This window comes from Mycobacterium sp. G7A2, from assembly GCF_041902445.1.
GTDB lineage: Bacteria > Actinomycetota > Actinomycetes > Mycobacteriales > Mycobacteriaceae > Mycobacterium.
In genome coordinates, this window is record NZ_CP169251.1 from 5,350,267 (window position 1) to 5,365,712 (window position 15,446).

Annotated in this window: 15 protein-coding genes; 9 read left to right on the top strand and 6 right to left on the bottom strand. The window is 70.8% G+C overall.

What is annotated here, in order from left to right; translation table 11 throughout:
* Positions 1 to 137: 137 nt before the first annotated feature.
* Positions 138 to 698 (bottom strand): TetR/AcrR family transcriptional regulator, encoded by a 561-nt coding sequence (locus ACEWX3_RS25460; protein WP_207068784.1) that lies wholly within the window; start codon positions 696 to 698, stop codon positions 138 to 140.
* Positions 699 to 793: 95 nt separating this feature from the next.
* On the opposite strand from ACEWX3_RS25460, the gene ACEWX3_RS25465 reads away from it, so the two are divergent.
* Together ACEWX3_RS25465 and ACEWX3_RS25470 are read left to right on the top strand one after the other, a co-directional pair.
* Positions 794 to 1,696: an SDR family NAD(P)-dependent oxidoreductase gene (locus ACEWX3_RS25465; RefSeq protein WP_207068785.1), complete on the top strand. Its 903-nt coding sequence runs from the start codon at positions 794 to 796 to the stop codon at positions 1,694 to 1,696.
* 19 nt (positions 1,697 to 1,715) lie between these two features.
* Complete coding sequence (locus tag ACEWX3_RS25470; protein ID WP_221350064.1) at positions 1,716 to 2,210, top strand: cupin domain-containing protein; 495 nt, start codon at positions 1,716 to 1,718, stop codon at positions 2,208 to 2,210.
* Positions 2,211 to 2,213: 3 nt separating this feature from the next.
* On the opposite strand, the gene ACEWX3_RS25475 is transcribed toward ACEWX3_RS25470, so the two are convergent.
* Entirely contained in the window at positions 2,214 to 3,461 is a 1,248-nt protein-coding gene (locus ACEWX3_RS25475; RefSeq protein ID WP_374158056.1) for a PE-PPE domain-containing protein, read from the bottom strand.
* Positions 3,462 to 3,737: 276 nt separating this feature from the next.
* On the opposite strand from ACEWX3_RS25475, the gene ACEWX3_RS25480 reads away from it, so the two are divergent.
* Both ACEWX3_RS25480 and ACEWX3_RS25485 read left to right on the top strand, forming a co-directional pair.
* Complete coding sequence (locus ACEWX3_RS25480; protein WP_221350068.1) at positions 3,738 to 5,438, top strand: DEAD/DEAH box helicase; 1,701 nt, start codon at positions 3,738 to 3,740, stop codon at positions 5,436 to 5,438.
* A gap of 57 nt (positions 5,439 to 5,495) precedes the next feature.
* Positions 5,496 to 6,005 (top strand): hypothetical protein, encoded by a 510-nt coding sequence (locus tag ACEWX3_RS25485; protein ID WP_374158057.1) that lies wholly within the window; start codon positions 5,496 to 5,498, stop codon positions 6,003 to 6,005.
* 3 nt (positions 6,006 to 6,008) lie between these two features.
* Here the strand turns inward: ACEWX3_RS25485 and ACEWX3_RS25490 are convergent, their stop codons facing one another.
* Genes ACEWX3_RS25490 through ACEWX3_RS25505 form a run of 4 tightly spaced genes read right to left on the bottom strand, consistent with a single transcriptional unit; the run spans position 6,009 to position 9,324 of the window.
* On the bottom strand, positions 6,009 to 6,485 hold the full coding sequence (locus tag ACEWX3_RS25490; protein ID WP_374158058.1) for an SRPBCC family protein: 477 nt from the start codon (positions 6,483 to 6,485) through the stop codon (positions 6,009 to 6,011).
* 49 nt (positions 6,486 to 6,534) lie between these two features.
* The gene (locus tag ACEWX3_RS25495; protein WP_221350072.1) at positions 6,535 to 7,350 is read right to left on the bottom strand and encodes an HAD-IIA family hydrolase; all 816 of its coding nucleotides are present in this window, start codon (positions 7,348 to 7,350) and stop codon (positions 6,535 to 6,537) included.
* Between the two features lie 46 nt (positions 7,351 to 7,396).
* Complete coding sequence (locus tag ACEWX3_RS25500) at positions 7,397 to 8,797, bottom strand: PH domain-containing protein (protein WP_374159955.1); 1,401 nt, start codon at positions 8,795 to 8,797, stop codon at positions 7,397 to 7,399.
* 44 nt (positions 8,798 to 8,841) lie between these two features.
* Positions 8,842 to 9,324 (bottom strand): PH domain-containing protein, encoded by a 483-nt coding sequence (locus ACEWX3_RS25505; protein WP_207068789.1) that lies wholly within the window; start codon positions 9,322 to 9,324, stop codon positions 8,842 to 8,844.
* 20 nt (positions 9,325 to 9,344) lie between these two features.
* Here ACEWX3_RS25505 and ACEWX3_RS25510 point away from each other — a divergent pair, with 20 nt between their 5' ends.
* From ACEWX3_RS25510 to ACEWX3_RS25530, 5 genes are read left to right on the top strand one after another with little or no spacing between them, the layout of a single operon-like run.
* A complete protein-coding gene (locus tag ACEWX3_RS25510) occupies positions 9,345 to 10,262 on the top strand; it encodes an SDR family NAD(P)-dependent oxidoreductase (protein WP_374158059.1) in 918 nt (305 codons plus the stop codon).
* Complete coding sequence (glp, locus tag ACEWX3_RS25515; RefSeq protein ID WP_374158060.1) at positions 10,262 to 11,455, top strand: gephyrin-like molybdotransferase Glp; 1,194 nt, start codon at positions 10,262 to 10,264, stop codon at positions 11,453 to 11,455. The genes ACEWX3_RS25510 and glp overlap by 1 nt, the downstream gene beginning before the upstream one ends.
* Positions 11,456 to 11,483: 28 nt before the next feature.
* Complete coding sequence (locus ACEWX3_RS25520) at positions 11,484 to 12,182, top strand: phosphatidylserine decarboxylase (protein WP_374158061.1); 699 nt, start codon at positions 11,484 to 11,486, stop codon at positions 12,180 to 12,182.
* Positions 12,179 to 13,030 carry a CDP-diacylglycerol--serine O-phosphatidyltransferase gene (gene pssA / locus ACEWX3_RS25525; protein WP_152515295.1) on the top strand — a complete coding sequence of 284 codons (852 nt, stop codon included), beginning with the start codon at positions 12,179 to 12,181 and terminating at the stop codon, positions 13,028 to 13,030. The genes ACEWX3_RS25520 and pssA overlap by 4 nt, the downstream gene beginning before the upstream one ends.
* Positions 13,031 to 13,040: 10 nt before the next feature.
* Positions 13,041 to 15,272 (top strand): AAA family ATPase, encoded by a 2,232-nt coding sequence (locus tag ACEWX3_RS25530; protein ID WP_374159956.1) that lies wholly within the window; start codon positions 13,041 to 13,043, stop codon positions 15,270 to 15,272.
* Positions 15,273 to 15,446 lie beyond the last annotated feature (174 nt).

Sequence of the window (15,446 nt, forward strand, 5' to 3'; positions counted from 1 at the left end):
GATGCCCGCGACGGACGACTGGGGCTGTGCTCGCTGTCGCGGCCCCGGCCTCACCGCTCCGACCTAGCACTCGCCGGTCGCGAGTGCCAATTGCATTCTTAGCACTCGACCTGGGCGAGTGCAAGGTCGGAAGGGCCCTATCCGGACGCCCGGAGACCGTCCAGGATCACCGTGGCCACCCCGGCCATGACGTCGGCGCCGTATCCCTGCGCCGACTTGGAGATCGCCAGCAGCGCCTTGACCTGTCGGACGTCGACGTCCAAGCGCGCGGTACCAGCCCGTTGCGCGGCCGCCAGGAGGTCGGTCAGGACGCCGAGGAAGTCCGTCTCCAGCTTGGGCGCGGCCGAGAGTACGTCGATCCCGTCGCCGGCGAGCGCGTCGACGAGCCCCTGGTCGGTGGCGCCGACCTCGATCATCTCGCGGAGGAAGACGAACAGCGCGTCGGCCGGATCGGCGGCGAGCAGTGCGCGGGCCCGGTCGAGCATCGTGGCGATGCGGTCCTCGAAGACGGCGGTGAACAACGCTTCCTTGGTCGGGAAGTTCCGGTAGACCGTGCCGGCGCCCACACCGGCCCGGCGTGCGATCTCGTCGATGGGCGCCGCGACCCCTTCGGCGGCGAACGTCTCGTAGGCCACCTCGAGGATGCGTCCGCGATTGCGGGCGGCGTCGGCGCGCAGCGTCCGGTGCGGCTGAGCCATCGCCACCTCCCGGGAACAAATAAACGGGGCGCACGTTCCGTATAGTTGTGATCAACCGGGGCGGCCGCCCCGTTTCCGCCATTCTAGGAGTACCGATGAGCACCTGGACCACCGCCGACATCCCCGACCAGAGCGGTCGCACCGCCGTCATCACCGGAGCCAACACCGGGCTCGGCTTCGAGACCGCCAAAGCGCTCGCCGACAAGGGCGCTCGCGTGGTGCTCGCCGTCCGCGACACCGACAAGGGCCGTCAGGCCGCCGCGCGCATCGGTGGCGACGTGACGGTGCAGGAACTCGACCTGACGTCGCTGGCCTCCATCCGCGCGGCGTCGGAGGAACTGCACACGACGTTCGAGTCGCTCGACCTGCTCATCAACAACGCCGGCGTGATGACCACCCCGAAGGCCACCACCAAGGACGGCTTCGAATTGCAGTTCGGCACGAACCACCTCGGCCACTTCGCGCTGACGGGTCTGCTGCTCGACCGGCTGCTCGACGTCGACGGCGCCCGCATCGTCACCGTCAGCAGCAACGGCCACAAGATGGGCGGCTCGATCCACTTCGACGACCTGCAGTGGGAGCGCCGCTACAACCGGATGGGCGCCTACACCCAATCCAAGCTGGCCAACCTGCTGTTCACCTACGAACTGCAACGCCGACTGGCCCCACGCGGCAAGACCGTCGCGCTGGCCGCGCATCCGGGCACCTCGACCACCGAGCTCGCACGCAACCTCCCCCGTCCGGTGGAGCGGGCGTTCCTGGCCGCGGCCCCGGTGCTGTTCGCCCAGACCGCGGACAAGGGCGCGCTGCCGACGCTGCGGGCAGCGACCGACCCGGGCGCGCTCGGCGGCCAGTACTACGGACCCGACGGTGTCGGCCAGCAGCGCGGCAATCCCGTCGTCGTCGCATCCAGCGACCAGTCCTACGACCTGGATCTCCAGCGACGACTGTGGACAGTCTCCGAGGAGTTGACCAAGGTGGTCTTCCCGGTCGGCTGAGGCGGGCAGACTGGGCGGCATGTCGCTGGTCGTGCCGCCCTATCCCCCGCCGCGCTACACCGCCGACGAACCCGAGGCCAGCGCGTGGCTCAAGCGCGCCGACGCCCCGCCCGACTACGACGCATTCGGGCACGTTCAGTATCACTACCTGGCCAACCAGTCCGACACCGACGGCGACTACGGGCTCTACCGCATCCGGATCGCCCCCAACGGCGGCGGTCCGGGCCCGCACTTCCACCGGGGCATGTCCGAGGCGTTCTACGTGTTGTCGGGCACCGTCTCGCTCTACAACGGCACCGAGTGGGTCGACGGGCGCGCCGGTGACTTCCTCTACGTCCCCCCGGGTGGCGTGCACGGGTTCCGCAACGAGACCGACGAGCCGCTGAGCATGCTGATGTTGTTCGCCCCCGGCGCGCCGCGCGAGCATTACTTCGAAGGTCTGGCGCGGCTGGGTGAGCTGACCGACGACGAGCGCGCCGAATGGTTCGTCAAGAACGACAACCACCTGGTATGACCGTCAGCTCGCCGCTTCCGACGCTCCGCTCTCCGTAGTGTCCGCGTCGTCGGGCCTGTCCTCCGGTGCGGTCTCGCCGGCGCCGGAATCGATGTTCGGCGTGGGCGGGTGGTCCGACTCCAGCTCTGTCGCTGTCGGCGAGTCGTCCGAGTCCGTCGCTGCGAACTCGTCGTCCGTCGACTCCTCGTTTTCCATCTCCGGCTCGTTGTCGGCTGAGCCCGACGACGCCTCGGGCGCGGCGGGGTCTTCGGGAGAATCGGTCTCCAGCTCCGCATCAGTCGACGGCGCGGACTGCGGCTGAGGCTCGCTGTCGTCTCCGGTTCCAGAGCCGACCGCAACAGCGTCGACCTTCGGGCATGGCGCAGGCCAGACGATCCGGCCGTCATCAACATAGGGGCGCCAGTCACCGGGCTCGTCGTGGCGGCGATATCCCGCATCGACGATGGGGCGAAGTACTCCGTCGAGGAGATCAACGAGGGGTCCCGGAACGACCAGTCGGGCCAGAGCCGTCAGCGGGAGACGGGCAGTGGGCACGAAGTAGGTGGTCACCAGCCCACCCTGGGAGTTCCGCTCGACGGTGATGTTCTCCGGCGGAACATCGGCTGGGTCGATCAACGAGACGAACGTGTGCACGAAACCGACCCCGAAAACGGCATTGAGCAGCGACACCAAGTTCCACGGCCGGTCCGGCGGGTCAGACCAGCCGTCGTACTCACCAATCACGATCGTCGTGGGATAGGGGGATTCCGGAAGACGGCTGATTCGGTAGTTGAGGATCGGAATGAAGGTTCCCTCTTTGAAATACTCGGCGACACCGACTTCTGGCGGCACCACCAGCACGAAGCGCAGTGCATCGACGGAGGGGGGCTCCGGCCCGGCCGCCGACTGCGCGGCCACGCGGGCGGCCACCATGCTTCCCATCGACTCACCGATGACCACGACCTCGCCGCCGAGCCCGTCCAGCACCGCAACCGTTCGCTGGACCCCCTGCCGTATCGCCCAGTCCGAGACGAGGGCATTTTGGGAGTAGTCGATAACCTGCGGGTCGTCGTCCGTATGGAAGTGCGCGCCGATGTGCGGGTAGAAGTACCGCTGGAAGAGCGGATACACCGGGTTGAGGTGTTTGAACACCGTGGCCCCAGGGATCAGCACCGCATCCTCGGCGCTGACGGCGTGCGCGAAAGTCCCCGTGCCGAGCAGCAGGACGCAAACCGCCACAGCCGCGAACAACCGCTTGCACCAGACGACCATGTCATCGCCCTCCCCGAACCACCGAGCGCTGTCACGGAGCGTGACACAGCAGCGGGCGGCCGGATCGGACTTTCCCGAAATTGACAGCGGTCGCTAATTCAAGGTGCGGCCCGCTGGAACGGCGAGGACCCGACCTGATCGTCGCGGACACGCGGCCGCCGGACACGCCGAGCAGAGATGCGGCCGCGGAACCGCCTGCCCTAAACTGCTTTCCGGTCCCGCAGTCGAGGACGAAACGTCGGGGAGGAGTTGTGGGTGCAGGCTGATGCAGCACCCATGTCCGGTGCCGCCGGAGCACCCGCCGCCCAGGCGTTACGCGGTTGGCAGCGGCGTGCGCTGGTCAAATACCTGACGGCCGCTCCCCGCGATTTTCTCGCGGTGGCCACCCCGGGCGCCGGCAAGACGACGTTCGCGCTGCGCATCGTCAGCGAGCTGCTGGCCGAGCGCACCGTCGAGGCCGTCACGATCGTGGTGCCCACCGAGCACCTCAAGATCCAGTGGGCGCTGGCCGCTGCGCGCCATGGCATCGCGCTGGACCCGAAGTTCTCCAACTCCAACTCGCAGACGTCCTCGGAGTACCACGGGGTCGTCGTCACCTACGCCCAGGTCGCCAGCCATCCGACCCGGCACCGGGTGCGCACCGAGAACCGCAAGACGCTGGTCGTCTTCGACGAGATCCACCACGGCGGTGACGCCAAGACGTGGGGTGACGCCATCCGCGAGGCGTTCGACGACGCCACCCGCCGGCTCGCCCTGACGGGAACCCCGTTCCGCAGCGACGACAGTGCCATCCCGTTCGTCACCTACGAAGAGGACGCCGCGGGATTCAAGTACTCCACCGCCGACCACACCTACGGCTACGCCGACGCGCTGGCCGACGGGGTGGTGCGGCCCGTGGTGTTCCTGGCGTACTCCGGCGAGGCGCGCTGGCGCGACAGCGCCGGTGAGGAACACGCCGCCCGCCTGGGTGAGCCGCTGACCGCAGAGCAGACCGCGCGGGCGTGGAAGACGGCGCTGAACCCGGCCGGCGAGTGGATGCCCGCGGTGATCCAGGCGGCCGACCGACGGCTCCAGCAGAAGCGTCAGCACGTGCCCGACGCCGGCGGCATGATCATCGCCTCCGACCAGTCCTCGGCCCGCGCCTACGCCGACCTGCTGACCAAGATCACCGGGGAGGTGCCCACCGTGGTGCTCTCCGATGACAAGGACGCCTCGCTGCGGATCACCGAGTTCTCCGAGGGAACGTCGCGCTGGCTGGTGGCGGTGCGCATGGTCTCCGAGGGTGTCGACGTGCCGCGGCTCTCGGTCGGGGTGTATGCCACCAGTGCGTCGACGCCGCTGTTCTTCGCCCAGGCGATCGGCCGGTTCGTCCGCTCCCGCCGGGCGGGCGAGACCGCCAGCATCTTCCTGCCGTCGGTGCCCAACCTGCTGCTGCTCGCCAGCGAGATGGAGGCCCAACGCAACCACGTGCTGGGCAAACCGCACCGCGAGACCCTCGACGATCCGCTCGACGCCGAACTGGCCGAGCAGAAGCGCGACGAACCCGGCGACGACGAGCAGCGCAAGATCGAGTACCTGGGCGCCGACGCCGAACTCGACCAGGTCATCTTCGACGGCTCGTCGTTCGGCACGGCCACGCCGGCCGGCAGCGACGAGGAGCTCGACTTCCTGGGCATCCCCGGTCTGCTCGACGCCGCAGCGATGCGGGACCTGCTGCGCCAGCGCCAGGAGGCGCAGCTGACCAAGCGCACCGCCAACGGGGAGGTGCCGCGCCCGTCGACCCACGGCCAGCTGCGCGACCTGCGCAAAGAACTCAACACGCTGGTGTCGCTCGCCCACCACCGCACCGGCAAGTCGCACGGCCAGATCCACAACGAGTTGCGCCGCATCTGCGGTGGCCCGCCGGTGGCCGCGGCGACCAGCGATCAGCTCAAGGCCCGCATCGTCGCGGTACGCCAGCTCTCCCAACAAGGTTAGAAACCCGCGATTCCGGGAAAACGGCGCCGACCGAAACGCCGACTAGGAAGCGGGCACATGGCACTCGGAATGGCACACGAATCCCTCGCAGCATCGTCGAGCACTCGCGGCGGCTGGCGGCGCTGGTCTGCGGTCCTCGGGCTGACGGTCGGCCTCACCGCGGCGCCTCTGCTGGCCGCGTGCGGCTCCGAGGGTGACGGTGGTGACGAGACCACCACCACCACGACGTCCACGACGTCGCAGGAGAGCACCACCACGACCACACCGATGACCCCGACGCCGGCACCGGGCGGAACCGAGGGCGAGGAGCCCGGTGGCGGCGGCGCGATCCCGGGCGGCCCCACCGGTGGCGGCGGGCCCGAAGGGGGAGGCGGCGCCATCCCGGGCGGCCCCACCGGTAGCGGCGGGCCCGAGGGCGGCAGCGGATCGATCCCCGGCGGGCCGACCGGTGGCGGCGGGCCCGAGGGCGGCAGCGGCTCCATTCCCGGCGTCGGTAGCGGCGGCGGTGGCCCCGAGGGCGGCGGCGGCTGCGTCGGAGACGTCTGCGTGACGGTGCCCGCGCCCTGACACTCAGGCCCGAGCGCCCACCAGCGTCGCGAGGTTCGCCAGCGACTGTTCCAGGTGTGAGACCGGGAACGGCGGAAACTGGATGTGCTCGCGTAGCGCTGGTGGGACCGCGGACCAGTCGTAGGTCAGAGTCACCCGGGTCTGCTGGTCGTCGACCGGACTCAGGTCGTAACACCATGTCCAGCCGCCAAATTCGATGTCGCCGCCGGGACCGGCCTGCCCGGGTTCCCATCCGATCGTTCGATCGGCCTGATAGGCGGTGATCTTGTTCGCCATCTCGTAGTGACCGTCGGGATGGTTGTCGTGATACATGGCGATGCGGAAGATCTGGCCCAGCTGGGAGAGCATCTCGCCGTCCAACGACTCACGCACCCAACCGGTACCGTCGATGGCCGCGTGGTTGGCAGGGTCGGTGAGCACTGCGAAAATGGCAGGCGCGGGTGCGTCGACGTAGGTAGTGACGTCCAGGATCTCTGTCATACCGAGACTGACCCGCTGTCAGCGGAAAACTCACCGGTGCCGGCGCGACCTACAGATCCAGCAGCGCGGGCAGGTCGGCCACCGAGTCGATGACGTGGTTGGGCTGCATGGCGAATTCGTCGGCAGCCCAACGGTCCAACGTGTCCTGGCGGAACTTTCCGGTGCGCACCAACACGCCGGTCATGCCGACGACCTGCCCGGCCAGCACGTCGTTGTTCAGATCGTCGCCGATCATGTACATCTCCTCGGGGTCGACGCCGAGGCGGCTCGCCGCCGACAGGAAACCCTCCGGTGCCGGCTTGCCGACGGCGGTGGCCTTGCGCCCCGAGGTTTCCTCCATCCCGATCAGATACATGCCGGTGTCGACGCGCAGCCCGTCCTCGGTGGTCCACGCGGTGCTGCGGTGCATCGCCACCACCGGCACCCCCTGCGCCATCCAGTCGTACACCCATGACAGCGTCAGGTGGCTGTACTCGGGACCTGCTCCCCCGAGCAGCACCACATCGGGGCGTTCAGGCGCCTTCGGACCGCCGAACTCGCTGGAGTACACCAGGTCGATGCCCGGCATGTCCTCGCCGATCTGGCCGCTGTTGACCAGGAAGCAGCGCGCGTCGGGGTAGCGGCTGCGCACATAGTCAGCGGTGAGCACGGCCGCGGTGATGACCTCGTCGGGGCTGACCACCATCCCGGCATCGGTCAGCAACTGCGCGATCTGCGCGCGGGTGCGGGTGGTGGTGTTGGTCAGGTACGCGCACGCAATCTGGTTGTCCGCCAACGTGCGCAGCGTCTCGGCCGCCCCGTCGATCGGCTTCCACGACGTCACCAGCACCCCATCGATGTCGAAGAGCACTCCACCGATAGCCATGCTGCGACAGTAAACCGCCGACAGTCGGACGCAACTCGGGCCCGGGTCAGTCCCGTGCCCAGGAGGTGGCCGCGAGCCACGGAGATGTCGTCGCCGCGATCGTCCACGCCGCGTCGGCCGGCACATCGAGCACCTCGTAGCGCTTGGTTCCCGCCGCCGTCGCCGCCACCAGCGTGGCCACCCCGGCGCGGCGCTGCGGCCAGCTCTGGCGCACCGTCCAGCCGACGATGCCCGGGGCGGCCACGCAGTCGCGGCGGCGCTGCATGCTGCCCGACCGGGCCACCAGCCAGCCACCACCGGCCCGGTGACCGAGTGACCGGGACCGGTCGACGGCAAGGAACACGCTGAAGGCGGCCAGCAGCATCAGCACCGGCCACACCCACACGCCGATCCCGACCGTCAGCGCCGCGATCCCGGCGCCGACGGACGCCACGACGGGTAGCGCCAGCGCCCGCACCCAGCGCCGCCGGGTCGCCGCCGGCCCGTGCGGTGTCAGCGTGCCTGTCACCGCATCCGGTCGCTCGATGAGGTCCACCAGCACCGCCTCGGCGGTGGTCCGCGGACACGGCGGCAGCAGCTGCGAGGCCTCGCCCGCCCCGGCGACACCGGTCATGACGGCGTCCAGCCGGGCGCCGCCGAACATCCGCACCAGCAGCGGTTCGCGCAGCGTGCCGCCCCGCAGCCGACGCATGTCGTAGGTGTGCTCGCGCACCCGCAGCAGACCGTGGGACAGATGCAGCACCTCGCCGTCTCGGCGCAGCATCAGGTTGGCGTAGGTCAGTAGCGACTGCGTGACCGACAACACCACCGAGGCCACCAGCACCACCGCGGCACCGACGGCGACGGCGCCCCACACTCCCAGGCCCTGTGCGGCGCCCTCGCCGGCTCGCAGCACCGCCGAGTCGCTCAGCGTCCTGAGCAGACCGGACTGGGAGATCACCCCGACCGCCGCGGCGATCATCGCCAGCCCGGTGAAGGTCAGCGGGCTGTAGCGCAGCCAGGAGGGCTGCCAGGCGGCCAGCACCCGCCCGGACGGCTGCGGTGGCAGCGAGTCGGCCAGCAGCACGGCCCGCAGCCGCGGGACGTCGCCGGCGGGCACCGCGTCGAGGGCGAACACCGTGTCGCCGGTGGCCTCGCGGCCCGTGGACACCCGCAGCACCGTCAGCCCGAGCAACCGGTGCAGCAGCCGGGCGTCGGTGGACACCGAGCGAATCCTGTTGCGCGGCACCGAGAGCACCGAGCGCTGCAGCACGCCGGTGCGCAGCGTCACCTCGTCTGGACCGATGCGGTAGGTGGTGGTGAACCAGCGGGCCAGACCGTAGGCCACGATCAGCGCGACACCGGCCACCGTCCACAGTGGGTTTCCGGTTGCCGACCCCAGCACCAGCGAACCGATCAACACCGGAAGCTGGCGCATCACCTCGTGGACGGGATGCACCAGCAGCATGCGCGGGCTCAGCCGCTGCCAGCCGTCGGCGGCCGGGGCGCCGGTCACGTCGCATCCTCGGCGCCGAGCGCCGCGATGTCGGTCAGCCGCGCCACCACCTGCTGGGCCACCGGGTCGTCGAGAGCGACGATGCGCACGGCGCCCGCCGACGACGCGGTCGTCACCGTCACGTTGGTCAGACCGAACAACCGGTCCAGCGGCCCCCGATAGGTGTCGACGGTCTGCACCCGTGAGATCGGTGCGATGCGGCGCTCCTGCACCAGCCATCCGCTGCGGGTGTACACCGCGGTCGGGTCCAGGTCCCAGCGGTGCACGCGGTAGCGCCACATCGGCACCACCACCACGAACAGCACGATGCCCAGCAGCGTGGCGACCGCGGCCAGCGCGTGCAACCACGGCAGTCGGCCGTCGAGGACGAACCACACGATCTGTGCGAGCACCGCGAACGCCCACGGGATGGCCGCGCCCAGGGCCCACACCAGCGGCGCCTTGGCGCTCGGCGGATGCGCGGGTTCTGCGAAGGTCATGCTCTCAGTATGTTGATGCCATGAGCACGAAGTGGACCGCCGCCGATGTTCCCGATCAGACCGGCCGGGTGGCCGTCGTCACCGGTGCCAACGCCGGCCTTGGCCTCGAGACCGCCGCCATGCTGGCCGAGCGGGGCGCCCGCGTCGTCGTGGCGGTGCGCGATCTCGGCAAGGGCGAGGCAGCGGTCGGCGAGATCCGGCGCCGCACTTCGAACGCCGACGTCGCGCTGCAGCAGCTGGACCTGTCCTCACTGGCCAGTGTTCACACCGCCGCCGACGAGCTGCGGGCCGCCTACCCACGCATCGACCTGCTGATCAACAACGCAGGCGTCATGTACCCGCCCAAGCAGACCACCGCCGACGGGTTCGAGCTGCAGTTCGGCACCAACCATCTCGGGCACTTCGCGCTGACGGGTCTGCTGCTCGACCACCTGCTGCAGGTCGAGGGCTCGCGCGTGGTGACGGTGGCCAGCATCGCGCACAACATCCAGGCCGGTATCCATTTCGACGACCTGCAGTGGGAGCGCAGCTACAACCGCGTCGCGGCCTACGGCCAGTCCAAGCTGGCGAACCTGATGTTCACCTACGAACTGCAGCGCCGGCTGGCCGCCAAGCAGGCCCCGACCGTCGCGGTGGCCGCGCACCCCGGAATCTCCAACACCGAGCTGATGCGCCACATCCCCGGCTCGGGGTTGCCCGGCTTCTCCGCGCTGGCCGGCCTGGTCACCAACAGCCCCGCCGTCGGCTCGCTGGCCACCCTGCGGGCCGCCACCGATCCGGCGGTACGCGGCGGCCAGTACTACGGGCCGTCCGGCTTCCGGGAGCTGGTCGGCCATCCGGTGCTGGTGCAGTCGAACCGGCAATCGCACGACACCGACGTCCAGCAGCGGTTGTGGTCGGTGTCCGAGGAACTCACCGGCGTGAAATTCCCCGTCTGATGCGTTCCGTCGAGGAACACCGCCGGGTGGTCGCCGGCCTGATCAACCCCCGGCCGCCGGTCGCGCTGCCCCTCGCCGACGCGCTGGGGCTGGTGCTGGCCGGCGACGTCGTCGCCCCGCTGTCGCTGCCCGGTTTCGACAACTCCGCGATGGACGGGTACGCGGTGCTGGCCACCGATGTCGCGGCCGCCGGGCAGGACACCCCGGTGCGGCTGCCCGTCGTCGAGGACATCCCGGCCGGACGCACCGACATCCCGACGCTGGCTGCCGGCACCGCCCACCGCATCATGACCGGTGCACCGCTGCCCGCCGGCGCGACGGCCGTCGTGCCGGTCGAGGCCACCGACGGCGCCACCGACACTGTCACGATCCGGTCCGCACCCAGAGAGGGCCAGCACGTCCGCCGCGCCGGGGAAGACGTCACCGCGGGTACCACTGTGTTGCGTGCCGGGCAGGTCGTCACACCGGCCGCGCTGGGGCTGGCCGCCGCCCTCGGGCTCGGCGAGTTGACCGTCGTACCCCGTCAGCGGGTGCTGGTGGTGTCCACCGGCACCGAACTGGTCGGCCCGGGCGTGCCGCTGCAACCCGGCCAGATCTACGAGTCCAACGGCGTCATGCTGGCCGCGGCGGTGCGCGACGCCGGCGCCGAGGTGGCCGCCTCGCCGATGACCGGCGACGACGTCGACGCGTTCCGGGAGACGCTGCGCGGCCATGCCGCCGACGCCGACCTGATCCTGACCACCGGCGGGGTCAGCGCGGGCGCCTACGAGGTGGTCAAGGACGCCCTCGGCGGCTCCGGTGACGTGGAGTTCGTCAAGGTGGCGATGCAGCCCGGCATGCCGCAGGGCGCAGGCCGGCTCGACGGCGTACCGGTGGTGACGCTGCCCGGCAACCCGGTCAGTGCGCTGGTCTCCTTCGAGGTGTTCGTGCGGCCCGCGCTGCGCGTGGCGATGGGGCGCCCCGACGCCGCGCGACCGCGCCGCGAGGCGGTGCTGACCGAGGACCTGACCTCCCCGCGGGGCAAGCGACAGTTCCGCCGCGGCGTGCTCGACGGCGACGCGGTGACCGGTTACGGGCCGCCGGCCTCGCACCATCTGCGCTGGCTGGCGTCGGCGAACTGCCTGCTCGAGCTCGGCGAGGATGTCGACTCGGTGAACGCCGGGTCCCGCGTGCAGGTGTGGGACCTGCGCTGAGCACCCGTCACCGTACAATCGCCAGACGATGGCCAGACGCCCCGACCTCAAGACAGGACCAGCGCGGCTCGCGGCCCTGGTTCGTTCGGCTGTACCTCCCATGCATCGCGCGGGTGCGCCGTTCGTCGGCGCCAGCCTCGCGCTGGCGTTGGCCGGCCGCAACCATCGCTGGCTGCGCCGCACCGGCCTCGCGTCCGCCGCGGCCAACGCCACGTTCTTCCGGCACCCGCCGCGCACCCCACCGAGCCGCCCCGGGGTCGTCGTCGCCCCGGCCGACGGTCTGATCTGCGTCGTCGACGAGGCGGTCCCGCCGCTCGAACTGGGCCTTCCCGCCAGCCCGGTGCCACGGATCAGCATCTTCCTGTCCCTGTTGGACGCGCACGTGCAGCGCGCGCCGGTCGGCGGTCACGTCGTCACCACCGTGCACCGTCCCGGCCTGTTCGGTTCGGCGGACCTGGCTGCCGCGAGCGAGGACAACGAACGCAACAGCGTCGTCATCCGCACGCCGGAGGGCGCCGAGGTGGTCGCGGTGCAGATCGCCGGACTGCTGGCCCGCCGGATCGTGTGCGACGTCAAGGCCGGTGACACGGTCGGCATCGGCGAGACCTACGGCCTGATCCGCTACGGGTCGCGGCTCGACACCTATCTGCCGGCCGGATCCACCGTGCTGGCCGAGGTCGGCCAGCGCACGCTGGCCGGCGAGACCGTGCTGGCCGAGCTGCCATGAGGCCCCGCCTCAAACCTCCGGTGGTCAGCGCCCGCATCCTGCCCAGCGCGATGACCGTCGCCGCCATCTGCCTGGGCCTGTCGTCGGTGAAGTTCGCCCTGGACGGTCGCGCCACCGAGGCGATGGCCTTTCTCGCCGTCGCGGCGATCCTGGACGCGCTGGACGGCCGCACCGCCAGGGCGCTGAACGCGACGTCGCGGATGGGCGAGGAGATCGACTCGCTCGCCGACGCGGTCAACTTCGGCGTGGCGCCGGCGTTCATCGTCTACGGCACGCTGCTGTCCACGTCGCGGATCGGCTGGATCGTGGTGCTGCTGTACGCGGTGTGCATCGTGCTGCGGCTGGCCCGCTACAACGCGATGCTGGACCTGGATCAGCCCGCCTACGAGAAGAAGTACTTCGTCGGGATGCCCGCCCCGGCCGGTGCGATCGGCGCGATCGGTCCGCTGGCGGCGAAGATGCAGTTCGGCGACGGCTGGTGGACCTCGGAGCCGGCCGTGGTGATCTGGATGATCGTGGTGTCGCTGCTGGTGGTCAGCACGCTGCCGATGCGCAAGATCCACACGTTCTCGGTGCCGCCGAACATGGTGGCGCCGCTGCTGGCGCTGCTGGCCATCGGCGTGGCGGCCTCGATCCTGTACGGCTACGTCGTGATCCTGGTGATCATCGTGGCCTACGCACTGCACATCCCGTTCGCGATCCGCACCCGCCGCTTCCTGGCCGCCCACCCCGAGGTGTGGCAGGACAAGCCGCGCCAGCAGCGTGCCGCGCGCCGCGCCTACCGGCGCGCCCAGCCGCACCGGCGCTCGATGTTGCGGCTGGGGCTGCGCCGCCCCCCGAGGGGATGACGTGTCCGACCTGGACGTCGCCGACCGCGAGACACCCCGCCCGCAGCTGACGTTGACGGCGCGGCTGAACACCTCGGCGACGGACTCGCGACGCGGCGTGGTGCGGCTTCATCCCGAAGCGCTGGCCGCCCTGGGCATCCGGGAGTGGGACGCGGTGTCGCTGACGGGTTCACGGACCACCGCCGCGGTCGCCGGGATCGCGCCCGCCGGCATCCCGCCGGGTACCGCCCTGCTCGACGACGTGACGCTGTCCAACGCCGGGGTGCGCGAGGATGCGCCGGTGCTAGTGGCCCCGGTGACGGTGTACGGAGCGCGCTCGGTGACGTTGAGTGGCTCGGCGTTGGCCACCCGCTCACTGACCCCGGCGACGCTGCGTCAGGCCCTGCTGGGCAAGGTGATGACGATCGGCGACATCGTCTCGCTGCTGCCCCGCGACCTGGGACCCGGCACGTCCACGTCGCAGGCCAGCGCCGCGCTGGCGGCCGCCGTGGGGATCACCTGGACCTCCGAACTGCTCACCGTCACCGGGGTCGACCCGTCGGGGCCGGTCAGTGTGCAGCCGAATTCACTGGTCAGCTGGGGGGATTGGACTCCGCAGGAGCCGCGGGTGAGCGGACCCGACGCGGGTGTGGCGCGCACCGACGAGCCGCCGGTGCGGCCGAGCCCGCCTGCGGTCGCGTTCGACGACCTCAAAGGCTCCCATGTGCAGGCGGGAAAGCTGACCGAGTGGCTCAAGCTCGCCCTCGACGAGCCCGATCTACTCGAAACCCTGGGCGCCTCAGCTGATCTCGGGGTGCTGGTGTCCGGCCCGGCCGGCGTCGGCAAAGCGACGATGGTGCGCACCGTGTGCGCCGACCGCCGGCTGGTGGAACTCGACGGGCCCGAAATCGGCTCCCTGGCGCCGGCCGACCGGTTGACCGCGGTGACCAACGCGGTGGTGACCGCGAGTGCGCCGGATCATGGCGGCGGCATCCTGTTGATCAACGACATCGACGCGCTGCTGCCGGCGACGGCCGAGCCGGTGGCCGGGCTGATCCTCGCCGAGCTGCGCAAGGCGGTGTCCGCCGACGGTGTCGCACTGATCGTGACCTCGGCGGTACCCGACAACGTCGATGCCCGGCTGCGCGCCCCGGACCTGTGCGACCGCGAGCTGGGCCTGACGCTGCCCGACGGCACGACCCGCAAACAGCTGCTGGAGGTGCTCGTCCGGGACGTCCCCGCCGCGGAGCTGGACCTCACCGAGATCGCGGGCCGGACACCGGGTTTCGTCGTCGCCGATCTGGCCGCGCTGGTGCGCGAGGCAGCGTTGCGGGCCGCGGCACGCGCCAGCCGCGACGAAGTGGCGCCCGAACTGCGCCAGGAGGATCTGGTCGGCGCGCTGAGCGTGATCCGGCCACTGTCGCGCTCGGCGACGGAGGAGGTGTCGGTCGGCGCGGTGACGCTCGACGACGTCGGCGACATGGCCGAGACCAAGCAGGCGCTGACCGAGGCGGTGCTCTGGCCGCTGCAACACCCGGACACCTTCGAACGCCTCGGCGTGCAGCCGCCGCGCGGCGTGCTGCTCTACGGCCCGCCCGGCTGCGGTAAGACGTTCGTGGTGCGCGCGCTGGCCAGCTCCGGCCGGCTGTCGGTGCATGCGGTCAAGGGTGCCGAGCTGATGGACAAGTGGGTCGGCTCCAGCGAGAAGGCCGTACGCGAACTGTTCCGGCGGGCCCGGGATTCCGCGCCCTCGCTGGTGTTCCTCGACGAGATCGACGCGCTGGCGCCGCGGCGAGGCCAGAGTTTCGATTCCGGGGTGACCGACCGGGTGGTGGCCGCGATGCTGACCGAACTCGACGGGATCGAGCCGCTGCGTGATGTGGTGGTGCTCGGTGCGACGAACCGCCCCGATCTGATCGACCCGGCGCTGCTGCGGCCGGGGCGGCTGGAGCGGTTGGTGTTCGTCGAGCCCCCCGACGCCGAGGCGCGCGTCCAGATCCTGCGCACCGCAGGCAAATCGGTGCCGCTGGCTTCCGAAGGCCCCGAAGCCGTCGACCTCGAGGCGTTAGCCGGTGAGCTCGACGGCTACAGCGCGGCGGACTGCGTGGCGCTGCTGCGCGAGGCGGCGCTCACGGCGATGCGGCGTTCAATCGACGCCGCCGACGTCACCGCCGCCGACGTGGCCGCGGCCCGCGAGGCGGTGCGGCCGTCGCTGGACCCGGCGCAGGTGGCCGCGCTGCGGGACTTCGCCGCCGGCCGCTGATCCGACGTTCAGACTGCGCTGGCCGCGGGGCCCGACGTTCAGACTGCGCTGGCCGCGGTACCCGACGTTCAGACTGCGCTGGCCGCGGGGTCTTCTCGCACTTTCCCGCAGTGGACGCAGTCTGAACGTGGTGATGGATCTTGACAGTGACTAGTTCACCTGGCATCGTCGAAC

Bases quoted from the DNA above. Each gene is read 5' to 3' on its own strand.
- ACEWX3_RS25475 (WP_374158056.1), bottom strand. From the start codon at position 3,461: ATGGTCGTCTGGTGCAAGCGGTTGTTCGCGGCTGTGGCGGTTTGCGTC.
- ACEWX3_RS25495 (WP_221350072.1), bottom strand. From the start codon at position 7,350: ATGGCTATCGGTGGAGTGCTCTTCGACATCGATGGGGTGCTGGTGACG.
- ACEWX3_RS25510 (WP_374158059.1), top strand. From the start codon at position 9,345: ATGAGCACGAAGTGGACCGCCGCCGATGTTCCCGATCAGACCGGCCGG.
- ACEWX3_RS25500 (WP_374159955.1), bottom strand. From the start codon at position 8,797: ATGCTGCTGGTGCATCCCGTCCACGAGGTGATGCGCCAGCTTCCGGTG.
- ACEWX3_RS25480 (WP_221350068.1), top strand. From the start codon at position 3,738: ATGTCCGGTGCCGCCGGAGCACCCGCCGCCCAGGCGTTACGCGGTTGG.
- glp (WP_374158060.1), top strand. From the start codon at position 10,262: ATGCGTTCCGTCGAGGAACACCGCCGGGTGGTCGCCGGCCTGATCAAC.
- ACEWX3_RS25485 (WP_374158057.1), top strand. From the start codon at position 5,496: ATGGCACTCGGAATGGCACACGAATCCCTCGCAGCATCGTCGAGCACT.
- ACEWX3_RS25460 (WP_207068784.1), bottom strand. From the start codon at position 698: ATGGCTCAGCCGCACCGGACGCTGCGCGCCGACGCCGCCCGCAATCGC.
- ACEWX3_RS25505 (WP_207068789.1), bottom strand. From the start codon at position 9,324: ATGACCTTCGCAGAACCCGCGCATCCGCCGAGCGCCAAGGCGCCGCTG.
- ACEWX3_RS25520 (WP_374158061.1), top strand. From the start codon at position 11,484: ATGGCCAGACGCCCCGACCTCAAGACAGGACCAGCGCGGCTCGCGGCC.
- pssA (WP_152515295.1), top strand. From the start codon at position 12,179: ATGAGGCCCCGCCTCAAACCTCCGGTGGTCAGCGCCCGCATCCTGCCC.
- ACEWX3_RS25465 (WP_207068785.1), top strand. From the start codon at position 794: ATGAGCACCTGGACCACCGCCGACATCCCCGACCAGAGCGGTCGCACC.
- ACEWX3_RS25490 (WP_374158058.1), bottom strand. From the start codon at position 6,485: ATGACAGAGATCCTGGACGTCACTACCTACGTCGACGCACCCGCGCCT.
- ACEWX3_RS25470 (WP_221350064.1), top strand. From the start codon at position 1,716: ATGTCGCTGGTCGTGCCGCCCTATCCCCCGCCGCGCTACACCGCCGAC.